This window comes from Neopoerus faecalis (genome assembly GCF_029218125.1).
Classification (GTDB): domain Bacteria; phylum Bacillota; class Clostridia; order Oscillospirales; family Oscillospiraceae; genus Oscillibacter; species Oscillibacter faecalis_A.
The window spans coordinates 38,210-55,502 of sequence record NZ_JARFXX010000011.1 but is presented as its reverse complement, the minus strand read 5'-3'; the positions used below and the strand labels follow the sequence as shown (position 1 = coordinate 55,502).

The window sequence follows — 17,293 nt, the reverse complement described above, 5'->3', positions numbered from 1 at the left end:
GCCCTGTCCCATACGGATTCATTGAAATTTACTTTCAAAACGTACAAGGCCCCCGGCTCTTTCGAGCCGGGGGCCTTGCTTTCATCATTTTATCAATAGACCGCCTCACCGGTGTAGACCAGCTTGGCATCGCCGGTCAGGGTGATGCGCTCATCGGTGTAGTTCACCACCAGATCGCCGCCCTTGACCCGAACAGTCACATCCTTCCCCTTTTCACATAGGCCGTTGGCCACGGCGGCCACCACCGCGGCGCAGGCGCCGGAACCGCAGGCCATGGTCTCTCCGCTGCCCCGCTCCCAGACCCGCATCTTGATGGTGCTGGGATTGACCACGCGAATGAACTCCGTGTTGACCCGCTCCCGGAAATAGGGCGCCCGCTCAAAGCGGGGGCCCAGCAGCGCCACATCCACATCATCCACCCGGGGGCAGAACACTACGCAGTGCGGGCTGCCAAGGTCCACACAGGTGACATTGAAGGACTGTCCGCCGATGGACACCGGGTAGTCTACCACGGATTTTTCGGGAATCTCAAACCGCAGCGCCGCCGTATTCAAAAGGGCGCGGCCCATATCGCCGCTGGCAGAGGTGACCTTGCCGTTGGTGGTATAGAGATGCACGGCCCGAATGCCGGTATCCGTTTCCAGCCGCAGGTCCTCCCGGACCGCAATGCCGTTATCGTACAGATATTTGCCGACGCACCGCAGCGCGTTGCCGGACATTGGGTCCTCGCTTCCATCCGCCTTGAACAGCCGGATACGGGCGTCCGCCTGATTGGAGCCTTCGATAAGCACAATTCCGTCGGCGCCGATGCCGTAGTGCCGGTCGCAGAACGTCACGCACAGCGACTCCGGGCAGGTGATCTCCCCGTGGAAGTTCTCCAGCACGATATAGTCATTGCCGCAGGTCTGCAACTTGGCAAAACGGAAGCTCTGGCGCTGGGCGCGGAGATGGCAGATGTCGATCAGCTCCGTGTTGCGCTGGTTGTAGCGGCTGGCCAGAATATCCGTCAGCGCGTTGGCGGTATCCAGCGAGGTCAGGCAGGGAATCCCCAACTGAACGCAGCGATGATTCAGGTGGATGAAATCCCGGATATAGGTAGGCTCGGTGGAGCCGGTGAGAATCACATAGTCGATACGGCCGTTTTCCAAAAGCTGGAACACCCGGTTATCCCGGCCCAGCTTTCCCACGATCTCCACATCCGTGCCCAGCCGGGCAATCTCAATGGCGGTGCCCTCAGTGGCATAGAGCTTGAAGCCCATTTCGCTGAGCTTTCGGGCGATGTCCACCACCTCCGGCTGGTCCCGGTGGTTCACGGAGATCAGCACGCCACCCCGAGCCTCCTTTTCCACCTTGTAGCCGGCAGAGACAAGGCCCTTGAACAGCGCCTCCTGCATATTTTTGCCAAGGCCCAGCACCTCGCCGGTGGATTTCATCTCCGGGGAGAGGGCGGCATTGGCGTCCGTCAGCTTTTCAAAGGAGAATACCGGCACCTTCACCGCCACATAGGGTGGCTGCCGGTACAGCCCCGTGCCGTAGCCAAGAGAGGCCAACGACTGACCCACCATGACCCGCGTGGCGATGTCCACCATCGGCACGCCTGTTACCTTGGAGATATACGGCACGGTGCGGCTGGCCCGGGGATTGACCTCGATGACGTACAGCTCGTTCTGGTAGATCAGATACTGAATATTGATGAGGCCATGGGTTCCCAGAGACAGGGCCAGCTTTTCCGAGCAGTCCACAATGGTCTTGAGCATCTTATCGCCGATGGAAAACGGCGGGTAAACGGCAATGGAGTCGCCGGAATGGACACCGGTGCGCTCAATGTGCTGCATGACGCCGGGAATCAGCACATCCTTTCCGTCGGAGATAACGTCTACCTCCAGCTCCTTACCCATGAGGTACTGGTCCACCAGCACCGGGTTTTCGATCTTGCCGGAGAGAATGACCTCCATATAGGTCCGCACATCCTCATCGTTATGGGCAATGACCATGTTCTGCCCGCCGATGACATAACTGGGGCGCAGCAGAACGGGATAGCCCAGCTCGTGGGCGGCGTCCAGCGCCTCCTGCATTCCGGTGATGCCCCGGCCCTGCGGACGCTTGATGGAAAAGCGCTCCAGCAGCGCGTCAAACCGCTCCCGGTCCTCCGCCATGTCGATGGATTCCGCGCTGGTGCCGAGGATGGGGATGCCGTGGCTGTCAAGGAATTTCGTCAGCTTGATGGCCGTCTGGCCGCCGAAGGCCACCACAACGCCCACCGGCTTTTCCACCTCGATGATGTGCATGACATCCTCGGGGCACAGCGGCTCGAAGTACAGCCGGTCGGCGGTATCATAGTCCGTGGAAACAGTCTCCGGGTTGTTGTTGACGATGACCACCTCATAGCCCAGCTCCTTCAGCGTCCAGACGCAGTGCACGGAGGAATAGTCAAACTCAATGCCCTGCCCGATACGGATGGGGCCGGAGCCAAGCACCATAATCACCGGCTTGCCGCTGCGGGGGAAGGTCCGGGACTCGCAGAACTTGTCAAAGGTAGAATAGAAATAGGGCGTTTCGGCGTCAAACTCCGCGCCGCAGGTGTCCACCATCTTGTAAACGGCGTCTCTGTGCGGGCAAGGCAGAGCCTTTGCGCCGGAGAGGCGCAGCAGCGTCTCGTCGGGATAGCCCATGCGCTTTCCGGCCTCATAATGTGCCTCCGTCAGACCGTCGGCCGCCAGTGTCTTTTCAAAGTCCGCCATTTTTTTCAGCTTGGAGAGGAACCAGCGGTCAATGCGGGTGATGCCGAAGATCTCGTCCACGGAGACGCCGGCCTTCAACGCCTCGAACACCGTGAACAGCCGGTGGTCATCCACCCGGCGCAGCCGCTCCCAGATAGGCGCGGTGTCTTCTGCGTCCCGCTTGCGGTTCAGGCTGTCCAGTCCCACCTCTGCGCCCCGGACCGCCTTCATCAGCGCCATTTCAAAGCTGGGGGCAATGGCCATGACCTCGCCGGTGGCCTTCATCTGCGTTCCCAGCGTGCGGCTGGCATCGGCAAACTTATCAAAGGGCCACTTCGGCATTTTGACCACGATATAGTCCAGCGTCGGCTCAAAGCAGGCGCAGGTCTTGCCGGTGATGTCATTTTTGATTTCGTCCAGCGTGTAGCCCAGCGCGATTTTTGTGGTGATCTTGGCAATGGGATAGCCGGTGGCCTTGGAGGCCAGCGCGGAGGAACGGCTGACGCGGGGATTGACCTCAATGACCGCGTACTCAAAGCTGTCCGGGTTCAGAGCAAGCTGCACATTACAGCCGCCCACAATGCCAAGGTGGGTGATGATGTCCAGCGACGCCTTGCGGAGCATCTGGAACTCCTTGTCCGCCAAGGTCTGGGTGGGGGCAACCACAATGGAATCGCCGGTATGGACGCCCACGGGGTCAAAGTTTTCCATGGAGCACACGGCAATGACGTTGCCTACGCCATCCCGCATGGTCTCAAACTCAATTTCCTTCCAGCCGAAGATGGCCTTTTCCACCAGAATCTGTGTAATGGGCGAAGCGTCCAGTCCCGTCTGTGCAATGACCCTCAGCTCCGCCTCGTTGGCGGCGGCACCGCCGCCGGCGCCGCCCAGCGTAAAGGCGGGACGGACAATGACAGGATAGCCAATGCGGGCGGCCACTGCCAGCGCGTCCTCCACCGTCTCGGCAATGTCCGAGGCAATGACCGGCTGGCCGATCTCCGCCATGGCCTCCTTGAAAAGCTCCCTGTCCTCGGCCCGGGAAATGGTCTTGGCGTCCGTCCCCAGCAGGCGAACGCCCTGCTGGGCCAAAAAGCCCTCCTTGTCAAGCTGCATGGCCAGCGTCAGGCCGGTCTGTCCGCCGAGGCCCGCCAGAATGCTGTCGGGCCGTTCCTTTTTAATGATGCGCTTGATGGTCTCCGTGGTCAGGGGCTCCAGATAAATTTCGTCCGCCATGGCCTGATCGGTCATGATGGTGGCGGGGTTGGAGTTGCACAACACCACATTGACCCCCGCCTCCTTTAAAACGCGGCAGGCCTGCGCACCGGCATAGTCAAACTCGGCGGCCTGCCCGATGACAATGGGGCCGGAGCCAATAACAAGGACCTTTTTAATAGAAGTATCCAGAGGCATTACCTCTCACCGCCTTTCATAAGCTCCACAAACCGGTCAAAGAGGAAGGACGTATCCTTGGGGCCGGTGCAGGCCTCCGGGTGGAACTGGACGGTAAACGCCCGCAGCTCCGGGTAGTCGATACCCTCGCAGGTACCGTCATTGGCGTTGGCATAGCGAATCCGGCCCAGTTTCACCGTATCGCTGTCCACAGCGTAGCCGTGGTTCTGGCTGGTGATATAGGTGCGGACACCGGCCACATCCCGGACAGGCTGGTTTACGCCCCGGTGGCCATATTTCAGCTTATAGGTGCTGCCTCCGGCGGCCAAAGCTGTCAGTTGGTGGCCAAGGCAGATACCAAACATCGGGATTTTTCCCAAAAGCCTGCGAATCTGCTCGATCTGATAGGTATTCTCCGCCGGGTCGCCGGGGCCGTTGGAGAGCATTATGCCGTCAGGATCAGCGGCCAGAACATCCTCCGCGGAGGTGGACGCAGGCAGGACTGTCACGGTGCAGCCCCGCTTCTGGAGTTCCCGGACAATGTTGCGCTTGGCGCCGTAATCCAGCAGGGACACCCGGAACCGCTCCTCCCCTTCCGCCGGATGGATGACCGGCGCCTTACAGGAAACCGCCTCCACCACGCCGGTCACGGCGTAGGTCCGAACAGGCGTCAGGTCAGCGGGAATTTCATCGCAGATGGCGGCGTTCATCACACCGTGCTCCCGGATGATGCGGGTCAGTTCCCGGGTATCCACACCATATAAACCCGGCACGCTCTGCTCCTTCAAAAATGTGTCCAGATCGCAGTCCGTGCGGAAATTGGAGGGCATATCGCAGTATTCCCGCACCACATAGCCCTTCACACAGCAGGGGCCCTCAAAGTCGGCCCGGATGATGCCGTAATTGCCGATAAGCGGATAGGTCTGCATAACGATCTGACCGGCATAGCTGGGATCCGTCAGCGTTTCGATATAGCCGCACATGCCCGTGGTGAACACCAGTTCACCCACGGTATCGTGCTCCGCGCCGAAACGGAGGCCCTCAAATACCTGACCATCCTGCAAAACAAGATAACCTTTTTTCATGCTCACTCCCTGTCCGCACATCACCGGCCCGCTTGCGTTTCACAGTAGCGGCAGCGGTAGACCCGCTTTTCCGGGTCCGTCAGCACAAACTCCTGCGTCAGCTCCTGCTCCACAGAGGTGATGCATCGGGGATTCTTACACTTCAGCACACCCCGGATGCGCTCCGGCAGCTTCAGCGTCCGCTTTTCCGCCAGCGCACCGTCCCGGATGATGTTCACCGTAATGCTGGGGTCCACATAGCCGATGAGGTCCCAGTCAAGGTCCATTTCCCGGTCAATTTTGATGATGTCCTTGCGGCCCAGCTTGCCGCTGGTGACGTTTTTCAAAATGGCCACGGTGCACTCCAGCTTGTCCAATCCCAGAATGTTATAGAGCTCCATGGCCTTTCCGGCGGTGATATGGTCAATGACGATGCCGTTCTGAATGGAATCGATAATCATGTCCGTTTTCTCCTTTCACGCAATGCCCAGCAGCTTCATAATCAGCGCCATGCGGATATACCGGCCGTTCTGCGCCTGCTTGAAGTAGCAGGCCCGGGGGTCATCGTCCACCGCCACAGAAATTTCATTCACGCGGGGCAGCGGGTGCAGGATGCACAAATCCTTTTTGGCGTTTGCCAGCTTATCCGGGGTGAGAATGTAGCTGTCCTTCAGGCGGAGGTAATCCTCCTCGTTGAAAAAGCGCTCCTTTTGAACGCGGGTCATGTACAGCACATCCAGCTCCGGCATGACCTCCTCCAAAGAGGCGGACTGCGTATAGGGGATGTTCTTTTCCTTGATGTACTGCTCCTTGACATAGCGGGGCAGCTTCAGCTCCTCCGGGGATACAAACACAAAGCGGATGCCGGTGTAGCGGCTCATGGCCGCGACCAGAGAATGCACGGTACGGCCGAACTTCAGGTCGCCGCAGAAGCCCACCGTCAGATTGTCCACATGACCTTTTTCTTTGTGAATGGTCATCAGGTCCGTCAGCGTCTGGGTGGGGTGGTTGTGTCCGCCGTCGCCGGCGTTGATGACCGGCACCAGAGAGTGCATGGTCGCCACCAGCGGCGCGCCCTCCTTGGGGTGTCGCATGGCGATGATATCGCAGTAGGCGCTGACCACCCGGATGGTATCCGCCACGCTCTCGCCCTTGGAAGCGGAGGAGCTGGCGGCGGAGGAAAAGCCCAGCACCTGTCCACCCAGAGACAGCATGGCGCTCTCAAAGCTCAGGCGGGTGCGGGTGGAGGGTTCAAAAAACAGCGTTGCCAGAATTTTTCCGTCGCACTTATGGGCGTATGCGGCAGGGTTGGCCATAATGTCGCAGCCCTTTTGCACCAGTGCGTCGATCTCTTCTACAGAGAGCTGCATAATGTCGATCAAATTTTCCATGTCAGTTTTCTCCTCCCTGAATCCAGCTTTCATCGGACGGGTTCTCCCGGAATTTCAGCAGCCGGGCCACATCCTCCTGAGAGATATAGCCCTCTGCGGCACCTACCTGCGCGATGGTGTCCAAATCGGTCAGGCTCACGTTCTTCACGTTGGCCGCCGCCATCCGCTCAATGCCCTTTTTCATGCCGTAGGTGAAAATGCTCACCACGCCCAGCACCTCGGCCCCCGCTTCCCGGAGGGCTTCCACCGTTTCCAGCACACTGCCGCCGGTGGAAATGAGGTCCTCGATGACCACAACCTTCTCACCCTTGTCCAGACGTCCCTCAATGCGGTTCTGGCGGCCGTGGTCTTTATTGCCGGAGCGGACATAGCCCATGGGCAGGCCCAGCAGATGCGCGGCGATGGCGGCGTGGGCGATGCCCGCCGTGGCCGTTCCCATCAGGACCTCCGCCGCCGGATACTCCCGCTTTACGGCGTCCGCAATGGCCTGCTCCACCTCGTTTCTCGCCTCAGGGGCCGTGAGAATCAGCCGGTTATCGCAGTAAATCGGGCTTTTAATGCCGCTGGCCCATGTAAAGGGCTCCTGCGGGCGGAGAAATACCGCCCGAATCTCCAGCAGGCGCTTGGCAACGCGCACATTGATATGCTCCATCGTTCTCTCCTTTATCTATCCACAAAATTTTATTTTGCTTTTTTGTTCTCAGCCTACGAACTCCGCCACGCAGCGGCGATAGGCGGCCACAGGGTCCTCTGCCTGCGTGATGGGCCGGCCCACCACGATATAGTCGGAGCCCAGTTCCCGGGCTCTTTCCGGGGTGGTGACCCGTTTCTGGTCGCCCACGTCTCCATCGGCGAAGCGGACGCCGGGGGTCACGGTGAGGAAGTCCTTGCCACAGCGCTCATGGACAACGCCCGCCTCCAGCGGAGAGCACACCACGCCGTCCAGACCCGCCTGCGCGGCGTTTTCGGCATAGTGCATCACCACCTCGGCAAGAGGCTTTTCGATCCACAGCTCTTTTTCCAGCATGTCCTGATCCGTGGAGGTCAGCTGGGTCACAGCGATGAGCAGCGGACGGGTGCCGTCGGGCCGGGTGAGACCCTCCAGCGCGGCGGTCATCATGGCGGCGGTACCGGCGGCGTGGAGGTTCACGATGTCCACATCCAGCGCGGACAGAGCGGCCATAGCCTTTTTCACGGTGTTGGGGATATCATGCAGCTTCAGATCCAGGAATATCTTGTGGCCCCGGGCCCGGATCTCCCGGACGATGGAGGGGCCTTCGGCGTAGAACAGCTCCATGCCGATCTTCACAAAGGGCTTTTCCTCTGTGAAGCGGTCCAGAAATGCCAGTGTCTTTTCCTTGCTGTCAAAGTCCAGCGCAACGATAACGTCTTTACCCATGATGTGCTCCTCCTATGATCTCTGTCAGATTTTCCATGCCGTACCGTTCCATCACGGCAGGCAGATCTTCGATAATGGTCTTGCAGGCATACGGCTCCACAAGGTTCGCCGCGCCCACGCCGACGGCGGTGGCGCCCGCCAGCATCAGCTCGATGACGTCCTCCGCCGTGGTGACGCCGCCCATGCCCACGATGGGGATGGACACTGCCTCGTAGACCTGATACACCATCCGCACTGCCAGCGGGAACATCCCCGGGCCGGACATACCGCCGGTGGTGTTGGCCAGCAGCGGACGGCGGCGCTTCAGGTCGATTCGCATCCCCGGCAGGGTGTTGATGAGGCTGACGCCATCCGCCCCCGCGTCCTCACAGGCTTTCGCCACGGCGGTGATATCCGCCGCTGTGGGGGACAGCTTCAGGATGATGGGCTTTTTTGTCACTGCCCGAACCGCCCGCGTCACCTCCGCGGCGGCCTTGGGGTCCGCACCGAAGGCCGCGCCGCCGCCATGGACATTGGGACAGGAGATATTCACCTCCAGCCAGCCCACCTGCTCCTGGGCGTCCAGCTTTTCGCAGACCTCGGCGTATTCCGCCACGGAAAAGCCGCTGACATTCGCCATCACCGGCTTGTGGAAGACCTGCTTCAGCTTCGGCAGCTCCTCTGAGATCACGGCGTCCACGCCGGGATTTTGCAGTCCCACCGCGTTCAGCAGGCCCCCGGCATACTCCGCAATGCGGGGTGTGGGATTGCCGTAGCGGGGCTCCCGGGTAGTCCCCTTGAAGGAGAACGTGCCCAACAGATTGATGTCATACAGCTCCGCAAACTCATAGCCGTAGCCAAAGGTGCCGCTGGCAGGGATGACGGGATTGTCCAGCTTCACGCCGCAGAGGGTCACTTTTGTATTCACCATACGATCTCCTCCTTTTCCAGCACCGGGCCCTCCTTGCAGATACGCTTATTGCCGTATTTCGTCCTGCAGGAGCAACCCATACAGGCTCCGAAGCCGCAGCCCATCCGCTCCTCAAAGCTGAACTGGCCGGAGGTCCTGCATACACCGTATACCGCTTTCAGCATAGGCTCCGGACCGCAGGTATAGAGATAGGTGTAGTCGGACACGGCGGCCATGCCGTCGGTCACAAGGCCCTTGAGGCCGGCGCTGCCGTCGGCGGTGGCGATGATGACCTCCACCCCCAGCGCCCGGAACTCCTCTGCCAGGAAGATTTCGGATTCCCGGTTGAAGCCCAGCACGGCGGTGACGCGCTTACCCTGTGCGGTCAGCCGCTTGGCAAGGCCGTACAGCGGGGGAATACCCACGCCGCCGCCCACCAGCAGGGGCCGCGCCCCTGCCCGGGATACATCGTAGCCGTTGCCGAGCCCCGTCAGCACGTTCAGCTCCGCGCCGGGGGTCATACGGGTCATGGCCTCCGTGCCATGTCCCAGCACCTTATAAATGAGGGTCAGCTCCCCCTCCGTCCAGTCGCACACGGAAATAGGGCGGCGAAGGTAGAAGCCGGAGAGCTTCAGGTTCACAAACTGCCCCGGCGCAGTGATGGCAGAGGTGTCCCCCGTCAGCCGCAGACGGTAAATGCCCTCTGCCAGCCGGGTATTTTCCAAAACAGTCAGCAGCGTCTCCTTCATTCGGCGCCCTCTCCTTCCAGCAAGGTTTTATCATACCAGACCGCCCGCCCCTCCATGGCTGTCAGCAGGCAGCGGCCCTGTACGCTCCAGCCCGCAAAGGGCGTGGCCCGGCCCATGGACAAAAATTCAGCGGGGTCAATCGGATAGGTGCGGTTCAAATCAAACACGGTAAAGCCGGTGTCCGGCGCAATGCCGAAGCGGCGGCAGGGCGCGTCATGAAGCAGCTCCATCAAGCGGGCAAAGGAAATGACACCGGGCTTTACCAGATGCGTATAGAGCAGTGGGAAGGCCGTTTCCAGCCCTACGATACCCATGGCGCTCTTTTCTAAGCCCCGGCCTTTTTCCTCAGCGCTGTGGGGCGCGTGGTCCGTCGCGATCATGTCAATGGTTCCGTCCGCCAATCCCTCTAACAGCGCCTCCCGGTCGGCCTTATCCCGAAGCGGCGGGTTCATCTTAAAGCGCCCGTCCTCCTCCAGCATGGCGTCATCCAGCAACAGATAGTGGGGGCCGGTCTCACAGGTAACGTTCAGTCCCTCACCCTTGGCCTTGCGGATCAGGGCCACGCTTTCCTTGGTGGAAATGTGACACACATGGTAGCCGCAGCCCGTCTCCCGCACCAGCTCCAGATCCCGCTGGATGGGCCGCCACTCGCTTTCAGAGCAGATGCCCCGGTGGCCGTGGGCCCTGGCATAGGCGCCATCGTGGATATAGCCGCCGTGAAGCAGGGTGTTGTCCTCGCAGTGGGCCACGATCAGCTTGCCGAGGCGCTTGGCCTCCTGCATGGCCCGGCGCATCATATTCCGGTTCTGCACGCCCTTCCCGTCATCGGAAAAGGCCACTACATAGGGGGCCATGGCCTCCAGCTCCGCCAGCGCCTCCCCCTGCTCCCCCCGGGTGATAGCACCATAGGGCAGCACCCGAACCACCGCGTCATGGCGGATGGCCTCCAGCTCCGGCTGAAGATGCTCCAAGCTGTCCGGCACCGGGTTCAGGTTCGGCATGGCGCACACAGCCGTATAGCCACCGTGAGCCGCCGCAAGGGAGCCGGTGCGAATGGTCTCTTTATAAGAAAAACCCGGTTCCCGAAGATGTACATGAACATCAACGAAACCGGGTAATATCACAAAAGAGGAAGCATCCACGGAAAAGGGGGAATCACTGCCGCCTCGGGAAACACGGGGACCCATATCAGCGGAAACATCGCCGCGGGAAAATACGCCGTGTCGGAACATCTGTGCGTTTTTCAAAATTGCGGTCACAGTGCATCGCTCCTTATCTGTCTATAAACTTTCAATACAGTATCATGAGTTCCCCCGCTTGTCAAGGGCGTTTCGGCAAAAGTCCGCCGTTTTTTCCATGTGGAAAATCGAATGGCAGATATTCGCAAAAATAATACAGCTCGTATATGAGGCAGCCATTGCGATGTTCAAATTTTGGCGTTTTGCCATCTTTACAAATCCAGCCTGGGCGCTCCCGCAAAAATTTTGCTAAAAAAGTGACTGTTTTTTCCGATGGTCACGCCCGACGTTTTAGTATCTCTTTTCATTTTATATTTACATAAAATTTATGATAATTTTTGTCTACAAGGAGTTATTCACATTTTCCACAGAGTTTTCAACATTGAATTTTCATTGAAATTTCAGTGAAAATTCAATCTACAGGCAAATTTATCCACTGCGCTTCTTCAAGGTTATCCCCATGATACCCCTTTACAGACGATTTACATAATACATACATTTCCGGCAACAGCAGTCAAAAACCGCCGTTTTTTCCTCTTGACAGACAGCGCTCGACTGTATCTCCGCTTTCCTCCAGTCTTGCCGGAACGCTTCCTCTGCTTCTGCGGACAGCCCTCGCGATGAACTCTTCCGCCCGGGCACAGAAAAAGAGCCGCTCCGCAGAAGCGGAGCGGCTCGTATCAGCAAAATCAAAGCTGCTTGACGGTATAGTAGACAGCCAAAGCGAAAATCACCGCCGCCATGGCCCAGATGGCATAATACGCGGCGCCGGGAATTGCCAGCGCGGCCAGCAGCGCCACAGCGGACAGGCCACAGGAGATATAGACCGGCAGACGGTCCGCAGTCTCGGGCAGCAGCTTGCCGGTCTTCCCCTGCTTGGTGAGAACGGCCAGCACGATCAGCGCCACCAGATAAAGCGCCACCAGTGCCTTCACCGCCGTACCCACATACATACTGGAGGCATACCGGCGATAGCCCCACAGGGCCAGCAGCGCCACGCCAAGGACTGTCAGCGCCAGTGCGCATTCCCGATCATACAGCGCCCAGAGCACACCCAGCAAAATCACCACCGGGACAACAATGGTCATCAGGGACAGCGTTGCCATATTCCAGCGCACCAGCGCAGAGGCAATCCCAACAAACGCACCGGCTCCCGCCAGTGCCCAGCCGGTTTTGCGTCTTCCGGCATTGGCCTTCGCGGTCAGCGCCGCAATGAGACCCACCGCCAGCACGCCCGCGCCGATACCCGCCAGCATCCAGAGATAACGGTCATACCACGCGATTCTGGAAAGCTCGGAATCCGCATTGATATAGAATCTGCGGATAATCAGAAGATATAGCTCGGCCACGCAGCCGGCCAGGAAAAACTTCATTGCGCCGTTCATCTGCTCGTCCTTCTGGAGAGCCTTTGCCTTTTTGTTCGGATTTTTTGCCATCTATACGAAACCTCCATGGTTATATTTCCCAAAATGCGGGAACGTATTCCCGCCGACACACGTTAGTAGTATAGCAGACCCGCCTATGATTTGCAAGGAAAACCTTTTCTATTTTGTTTGCTTTTTTTTCGTACCGTGGTATACTGAAAAAATCAGACTGATGTTATTGCTGCTTATTACATATTAAAAGGAGGCCCCATGAAGCGGAGTTTCATGTTTATCTGCGCGGTGGCGCTGCTGCTCACCGGCTGCGGCGCAAGTGCCGATGAGGCGTCGGCCCAGCTTTTCGCCATGGACACGGTCATGCAGTTGGACGCCTATGGCCATCAGGTAAAGCAGGCGGTCAGCGATGCCGAGGAAACCATTCAAGCGCTGGAGGCGCGGCTCTCCCGCACCCGGGAGGACAGTCTGGTGTCCGTCCTCAACCAAAACGGCGCGGCACAGGATTTATCCGCGGCGGAGCAAGCGCTGCTTTCCGAGGCCCTGACATTCCGGGACGCCACCGGCGGCGCTTTCGATATTACTATCGCGCCGGTGATGGACGCCTGGGGCTTCACCGGGGACAGCTACCGCGTCCCCGCTCAGGATGAGCTGGACGCGCTGCTGGAAAACGTGAACAGCGATGAAATTCGGCTCTCCGGCAGCAGCGTCACGCTGGGGGCGGGACAGGCCATTGACCTCGGCGGCATCGCCAAGGGCTACACCTCCGACTGCGTAGAGGCAGTCTTCCGGGAAAACAAAATTGAAAGCGGAAAAATCTCTCTCGGCGGCAATGTGTTTGTGCTGGGCGGAAAGCCGGACGGGGCCGGCTGGCGTGTCGGTATCCGCGACCCGCAGGACGAAAACGCGCTGGCGGCAGTCCTAACGCTGCGGGACGCCTACGCCATCACCTCCGGCGGCTATGAGCGCTACTTCACGGAAAATGGGAACACATACCACCACATCATTGACCCCTCCACCGGCTATCCGGCAGACAGCGGCCTGCTGTCGGTCACGGTGGTGGCGGAGGCCAACGGCCCGGACTTCTCCGGTCCCGGAAACGGGACCATGTGCGATGCCTTTTCCACCGCCCTGTTTATCATGGGTGAGGAGCGGGCGCTGGAATTCTGGCAGACCGGCGGCTATGACTTTGACTTGGTTCTGGTCACGGCGGATGGCCGGGTCATCATAACGGACGGACTTTCCGACCGATTTGAAGTGGTAAAGGACAGCGGTTATACCTATGAGACAGTCTCCTGAGCTGAAACCGAATATCTGGGACGGGCTTGTCGTGCTGGTCATCCTTGCACTGGCAATGTTCGCGGCGCTGGCGGTCTGGCGCGGCACAGACAGCGGCAGTGCCCCCCTCGTTACCGTCACCGCCGATGGCACGGAGCTGGACCGCTTTGCCCCGGAGGCGCTGCTGGACAGCCCCCGCAGTTACAGTCATAACGGCTATACGCTGACCGTGGTGGCGGAGCGGGACGGGGACACGGTGCGTCTCCATGTCGCCTCGGCGGACTGCCCCACACAGGACTGTGTGCACACTGGGGCCATCTCCCGGAGCGGGCAGAGCATCATCTGCCTCCCCGCCCGCATCGTCATCACCCTCACCGGCGGCGCGGCGGATTCCTCCGGCGTGGACGTTGTGATCGGTTAGGAGGCCCACGATGAAGCTGACAACAAAACAGTTGACGCTCTGCGCCGTGCTGACCGCCATGGCGCTGGCCCTGAGCTATCTTGAAAACCTGTTCCCCCTGTCCCTCGCCATTCCCCTGCCGGGCATCAAGCTGGGCCTTGCCAATATCGTAACGGTGTTCGCCCTCTACGCCTTGGGGCCCGGACAGGCGCTTTTAATTTTAGTGGGACGCTGCCTGCTGGGAGCGGTATTCGCCGGAAATATGAATGCGCTGATCTTCTCCGTGCTGGGCGGCGTGTCCGCCATGCTGGTGATGATTCTCCTGTCCCGGCTGGGGCAGCTGTCCGTATACGGCGTGTCCATAGGCGGCGCGGCGGCCCATAATTGCGGGCAGATCGCAGCAGCGGTCCTGACACTATGGAGCACCGCGCCGCTGACCTATCTGCCGGTGCTGCTGGCAGCCTCTCTGCTCACCGGGGCGGTGACCGGCGTGGCGGCGGCCTGCCTGTTCCGGGCCCTGGACCACACCGGGGTACTGCGGCCGCGCTGACAATGCAAATCTCCGTTTGCACTCCCGGCGCGGACATGATAAAATACAGCAAGAAAAAAGCGGCTGCCGGCGGGGCTTTCCCCCTTCCCGCGCCGCATACAGGAGGACCTGCACTATGATTCGCACCGTTTTATTCGATCTGGACGGTACACTGACGGACTCCCGAGAGGGAATTGTCAACTCCGTGAAATATACCATTGAAAAGCTGGGCGGCACTATGCCGGACCAGCAGACACTTTTGAAATTCATCGGCCCGCCCCTGCAGGAGTCCTTCATGGCCTACTGCGGCTATGACACGGAAACCGCCGCCCGGGGCGTGAAGGTTTTCCGGGAGCGGTACGAGCCGGTGGGCCAGTATGAAAACCAGCCCGCGCCGGGTCTGCGGGAGCTGCTTGCGCGGCTGAAGGAGCGGGGATATACGCTGGCGCTGGCCTCCTCCAAGCCGGAGAAGCTGTGCTTGAGCATCTGCGAACGCTTCGGATTCACCCAAAGTCTACAAACGATCGTGGGAAGCCCCATCGGGGCGGATTGGCAGAAGGCCGATGTCATCCGGGAGGTCATGCGCCGCCTGGGACTGGCGGAGGTGGACAAGACCTCCATGCTGATGGTGGGCGACCGCAAATATGACGTACTGGGCGCCGCCGAATGCGGCCTCCCCTGTGTGGGCGTAGAGTTTTTCGGCTATGCGGCGCCGGGCGAGTTGGCGCAGGCCGGCGCCGCAGCGGTGGTTCACACAGCGGCAGAGCTGGAGACCTATATTCTGACGCACTAAGCGGCCTGCCGCGTTCAACATAAAAGAAAGGAGAGCAATCATGTTTCGACCTATCCGAAAAAAGAAAAACGAGCTCAGCACCGAGGATACCAGGCAAATTCTACGTGAGGCCCGCCGGGGCGTGCTGGCGGTCAACGGAGAGGACGGTTATCCTTACGCAATTCCCATCAATTTTATATATGATGAGACTGCCGGGCGGATTTATTTCCACAGCTCCCGCACCGGATACAAGCTGGACGCCATCAAGGTCTGCGATAAAGTCTGCTTCACGGCCTACGGAACAGAAATCGTCCGCGAGGAAGCATGGGCGCCCTATATGCGGAGCGCCGTGGTATTCGGCCGCTGCCGCCTGCTGGAAAGCACCCCGGAGACCATGGCGCTGCTGAAGCGCTTTGCCATGAAGTACTACCCGGATGAGGCGCTGGCGGATCAGGCTATCTTAGAGGGCGGCAGAGCCGTGCGGATGTGTGAAATCGAGATCGAACACCTCAGCGGGAAAGAGGTACAGGAGCGATAAGCTCCCCCTGAACATACACCGTTCCATGCGAAGTGGGACGGTGCATCTTTTTGCCGCGCTGCCGGACGCCACAGAGAAAATTACGGCTTCATCCATCATGTTAAGGCCATCGAACCCTTGAAATCAAAAGGAAATCCAGAAAATCTGTTTACATTTTCCCATAATATCATTATAATAGATAGGACTTTCAGGGCCGGTGCTCTGCCAGGGCCGGTGCTCTGCCAGGGCCGGTGCTCTGCCAGGGCCGGTGCTCTGCCAGGGCCGGTGCTCTGCCAGGGCCGGTGCTCTGCCAGGGCCGGTGCTCTGCGCCGGCCGCAGTATCGGCGGAACTGTCAGGAGGTGGCGTATGTCGGGTCCGCGCACTCTGGAGCCGCTCCGGCGGCGCATGGGGACCATTGTGGACATCGGCTCCACGGAGGACTTTCCCAGCCGGGCGTATGACATCGTCTACACCCTTGTTATTTTTCTGAATTTAGGCGTGACCATCGCCTATACCTTTGATACGGCGGAGGACCGCTGCGGGGTGCTGCTGCTTACCATTGAGGAATGGACGGTGGCTTACTTTGCCGTGGACTGGGCGCTGCGGGTCTGGACCGCCAAATACCGCTGTCCCGACCTGCCGGAGACCCGGGCCATTTTGAAATACCTGCTCTCCTTTGGCGGCATCGTGGATATTCTGAGCTTTCTGCCCTATTACTTACCTTGGTTCTTCCCCGCCGGAGCCGTGGCGTTCCGGATGTTCCGGGTGGTCCGCATTTTCCGCCTGTTCCGCATCAACGCCTATTACGATTCCCTGAACGTTATCACACAAGTGCTCGCCAGCAAGGCCCAGCAGCTTCTCAGCTCCGTATTCATCATTCTTGTGCTGATGACCGCCTCCAGCCTTTGTATGTACTCGCTGGAGCATGACGCCCAGCCGGAGGTGTTCTCCAACGCCTTTTCCGGCATCTGGTGGTCTGTGTCCACGCTGCTCACCGTGGGCTACGGCGACATTTATCCCATTACGACCATGGGAAAGATTTTCGGCATATTCATCACGTTTCTTGGCGTCGGCATGGTGGCCATCCCCACCGGCATCATTTCCGCCGGCTTTGTGGACCAGTATTCCCGCATCAAGCGCATCAGCGAATACGGCACGTCCTCGGACGTTCATTTTATCTGCGTCCATTTAACGCAGAAGGATGCGTGGGCTGGAAGGGCCATCCGCGAGTTGGGTCTGCCGGAGGGAATCATCGTGGCCGCTGTTCAGCGGGGCCGGGAAACGCTGGTCCCCCGGGGCGGCACGGTGCTGCGGAGCAGGGACAGTCTGGTGCTGGGAGCCGGCTCCTATCGGGAGGATGGCCGCATTGAGCTTCAGGAGATCACCCTCCAGCCTCAGAACCCGTGGGTAGGCAGTCCCATCCGCAATCTGGACATTTCCCGCCAGACGCTGATCGTCATGGTCCGGCGCCGGGGACAAACTCTGATTCCAAACGGCGGACTGGTTCTGCTGGCCGGGGATCAGGTCCTTCTCTACAAACAGCACCATAAAACGGGAAACACGCCGCTTTAAGCGGCAGAA

The 17,293-nt window shown here is 59.6% G+C and carries 16 protein-coding genes; 6 read left to right on the top strand and 10 right to left on the bottom strand.

Translation table 11 applies throughout. The annotated features are described in order from the left end of the window. Nucleotides 1–92 precede the first annotated feature (92 nt). From carB to PY311_RS11280, 10 genes are all read right to left on the bottom strand, one after another. On the bottom strand, nt 93–4,130 hold the full coding sequence (gene carB, locus PY311_RS11325) for a carbamoyl-phosphate synthase large subunit (RefSeq protein ID WP_286148803.1): 4,038 nt from the start codon (nt 4,128–4,130) through the stop codon (nt 93–95). Continuing rightward, complete coding sequence (locus tag PY311_RS11320; RefSeq protein ID WP_286148801.1) at nt 4,130–5,194, bottom strand: carbamoyl phosphate synthase small subunit; 1,065 nt, start codon at nt 5,192–5,194, stop codon at nt 4,130–4,132. The genes carB and PY311_RS11320 overlap by 1 nt, the downstream gene beginning before the upstream one ends. Before the next feature lie 20 nt (nt 5,195–5,214). Continuing rightward, on the bottom strand, nt 5,215–5,634 hold the full coding sequence (locus PY311_RS11315; RefSeq protein ID WP_286148800.1) for an aspartate carbamoyltransferase regulatory subunit: 420 nt from the start codon (nt 5,632–5,634) through the stop codon (nt 5,215–5,217). Between the two features lie 15 nt (nt 5,635–5,649). Continuing rightward, nucleotides 5,650–6,564 carry an aspartate carbamoyltransferase gene (gene pyrB, locus PY311_RS11310; RefSeq protein ID WP_286148799.1) on the bottom strand — a complete coding sequence of 305 codons (915 nt, stop codon included), beginning with the start codon at nt 6,562–6,564 and terminating at the stop codon, nt 5,650–5,652. Between the two features lies 1 nt (nt 6,565). Beyond that, the gene (pyrE, locus tag PY311_RS11305; RefSeq protein ID WP_286148798.1) at nt 6,566–7,216 is read right to left on the bottom strand and encodes an orotate phosphoribosyltransferase; all 651 of its coding nucleotides are present in this window, start codon (nt 7,214–7,216) and stop codon (nt 6,566–6,568) included. Nucleotides 7,217–7,264: 48 nt separating this feature from the next. After that, nucleotides 7,265–7,963 (bottom strand): orotidine-5'-phosphate decarboxylase, encoded by a 699-nt coding sequence (gene pyrF, locus PY311_RS11300; protein ID WP_286148797.1) that lies wholly within the window; start codon nt 7,961–7,963, stop codon nt 7,265–7,267. Next, the gene (locus PY311_RS11295) at nt 7,956–8,870 is read right to left on the bottom strand and encodes a dihydroorotate dehydrogenase (protein ID WP_434059945.1); all 915 of its coding nucleotides are present in this window, start codon (nt 8,868–8,870) and stop codon (nt 7,956–7,958) included. Before PY311_RS11295 ends, pyrF begins: the two co-directional genes overlap by 8 nt. Continuing rightward, nucleotides 8,867–9,601: a dihydroorotate dehydrogenase electron transfer subunit gene (locus PY311_RS11290; protein WP_286148794.1), complete on the bottom strand. Its 735-nt coding sequence runs from the start codon at nt 9,599–9,601 to the stop codon at nt 8,867–8,869. Before PY311_RS11290 ends, PY311_RS11295 begins: the two co-directional genes overlap by 4 nt. Then, nucleotides 9,598–10,860, bottom strand: coding sequence for a dihydroorotase (locus tag PY311_RS11285; RefSeq protein WP_286148793.1), 1,263 nt, complete (start codon nt 10,858–10,860; stop codon nt 9,598–9,600). Before PY311_RS11285 ends, PY311_RS11290 begins: the two co-directional genes overlap by 4 nt. A 668-nt stretch (nt 10,861–11,528) precedes the next feature. Beyond that, nucleotides 11,529–12,275 carry a hypothetical protein gene (locus PY311_RS11280; RefSeq protein ID WP_286148792.1) on the bottom strand — a complete coding sequence of 249 codons (747 nt, stop codon included), beginning with the start codon at nt 12,273–12,275 and terminating at the stop codon, nt 11,529–11,531. Between the two features lie 198 nt (nt 12,276–12,473). On the opposite strand from PY311_RS11280, the gene PY311_RS11275 reads away from it, so the two are divergent. The 6 genes from PY311_RS11275 to PY311_RS11250 all read left to right on the top strand — a co-directional run bounded on the left by PY311_RS11275 (nt 12,474) and on the right by PY311_RS11250 (nt 17,284). After that, nucleotides 12,474–13,514, top strand: a complete 1,041-nt coding sequence (locus PY311_RS11275) for an FAD:protein FMN transferase (RefSeq protein WP_286148791.1) — start codon at nt 12,474–12,476, stop codon at nt 13,512–13,514. Next, a complete protein-coding gene (locus PY311_RS11270) occupies nt 13,498–13,914 on the top strand; it encodes a NusG domain II-containing protein (protein WP_286148790.1) in 417 nt (138 codons plus the stop codon). The genes PY311_RS11275 and PY311_RS11270 overlap by 17 nt, the downstream gene beginning before the upstream one ends. 10 nt (nt 13,915–13,924) lie before the next feature. Beyond that, nucleotides 13,925–14,443 carry a Gx transporter family protein gene (locus PY311_RS11265; protein WP_286148789.1) on the top strand — a complete coding sequence of 173 codons (519 nt, stop codon included), beginning with the start codon at nt 13,925–13,927 and terminating at the stop codon, nt 14,441–14,443. Between the two features lie 115 nt (nt 14,444–14,558). Beyond that, complete coding sequence (locus PY311_RS11260; RefSeq protein ID WP_286148788.1) at nt 14,559–15,215, top strand: HAD hydrolase-like protein; 657 nt, start codon at nt 14,559–14,561, stop codon at nt 15,213–15,215. A 40-nt stretch (nt 15,216–15,255) separates the two neighbouring features. After that, the gene (locus PY311_RS11255; protein WP_286148786.1) at nt 15,256–15,732 is read left to right on the top strand and encodes a pyridoxamine 5'-phosphate oxidase family protein; all 477 of its coding nucleotides are present in this window, start codon (nt 15,256–15,258) and stop codon (nt 15,730–15,732) included. Between the two features lie 346 nt (nt 15,733–16,078). After that, nucleotides 16,079–17,284, top strand: a complete 1,206-nt coding sequence (locus PY311_RS11250; RefSeq protein WP_286148785.1) for an ion transporter — start codon at nt 16,079–16,081, stop codon at nt 17,282–17,284. The last annotated feature ends 9 nt before the right edge of the window (nt 17,285–17,293 follow it).

Excerpts from the sequence above, each read along its gene's own strand:
- carB (WP_286148803.1), bottom strand. The coding sequence starts at position 4,130 with ATGCCTCTGGATACTTCTATTAAAAAGGTCCTTGTTATTGGCTCCGGC.
- PY311_RS11320 (WP_286148801.1), bottom strand. The coding sequence starts at position 5,194 with ATGAAAAAAGGTTATCTTGTTTTGCAGGATGGTCAGGTATTTGAGGGC.
- PY311_RS11315 (WP_286148800.1), bottom strand. The coding sequence starts at position 5,634 with ATGATTATCGATTCCATTCAGAACGGCATCGTCATTGACCATATCACC.
- pyrB (WP_286148799.1), bottom strand. The coding sequence starts at position 6,564 with ATGGAAAATTTGATCGACATTATGCAGCTCTCTGTAGAAGAGATCGAC.
- pyrE (WP_286148798.1), bottom strand. The coding sequence starts at position 7,216 with ATGGAGCATATCAATGTGCGCGTTGCCAAGCGCCTGCTGGAGATTCGG.
- pyrF (WP_286148797.1), bottom strand. The coding sequence starts at position 7,963 with ATGGGTAAAGACGTTATCGTTGCGCTGGACTTTGACAGCAAGGAAAAG.
- PY311_RS11290 (WP_286148794.1), bottom strand. The coding sequence starts at position 9,601 with ATGAAGGAGACGCTGCTGACTGTTTTGGAAAATACCCGGCTGGCAGAG.
- PY311_RS11280 (WP_286148792.1), bottom strand. The coding sequence starts at position 12,275 with ATGGCAAAAAATCCGAACAAAAAGGCAAAGGCTCTCCAGAAGGACGAG.
- PY311_RS11275 (WP_286148791.1), top strand. The coding sequence starts at position 12,474 with ATGAAGCGGAGTTTCATGTTTATCTGCGCGGTGGCGCTGCTGCTCACC.
- PY311_RS11270 (WP_286148790.1), top strand. The coding sequence starts at position 13,498 with ATGAGACAGTCTCCTGAGCTGAAACCGAATATCTGGGACGGGCTTGTC.
- PY311_RS11265 (WP_286148789.1), top strand. The coding sequence starts at position 13,925 with ATGAAGCTGACAACAAAACAGTTGACGCTCTGCGCCGTGCTGACCGCC.
- PY311_RS11260 (WP_286148788.1), top strand. The coding sequence starts at position 14,559 with ATGATTCGCACCGTTTTATTCGATCTGGACGGTACACTGACGGACTCC.
- PY311_RS11255 (WP_286148786.1), top strand. The coding sequence starts at position 15,256 with ATGTTTCGACCTATCCGAAAAAAGAAAAACGAGCTCAGCACCGAGGAT.
- PY311_RS11250 (WP_286148785.1), top strand. The coding sequence starts at position 16,079 with ATGTCGGGTCCGCGCACTCTGGAGCCGCTCCGGCGGCGCATGGGGACC.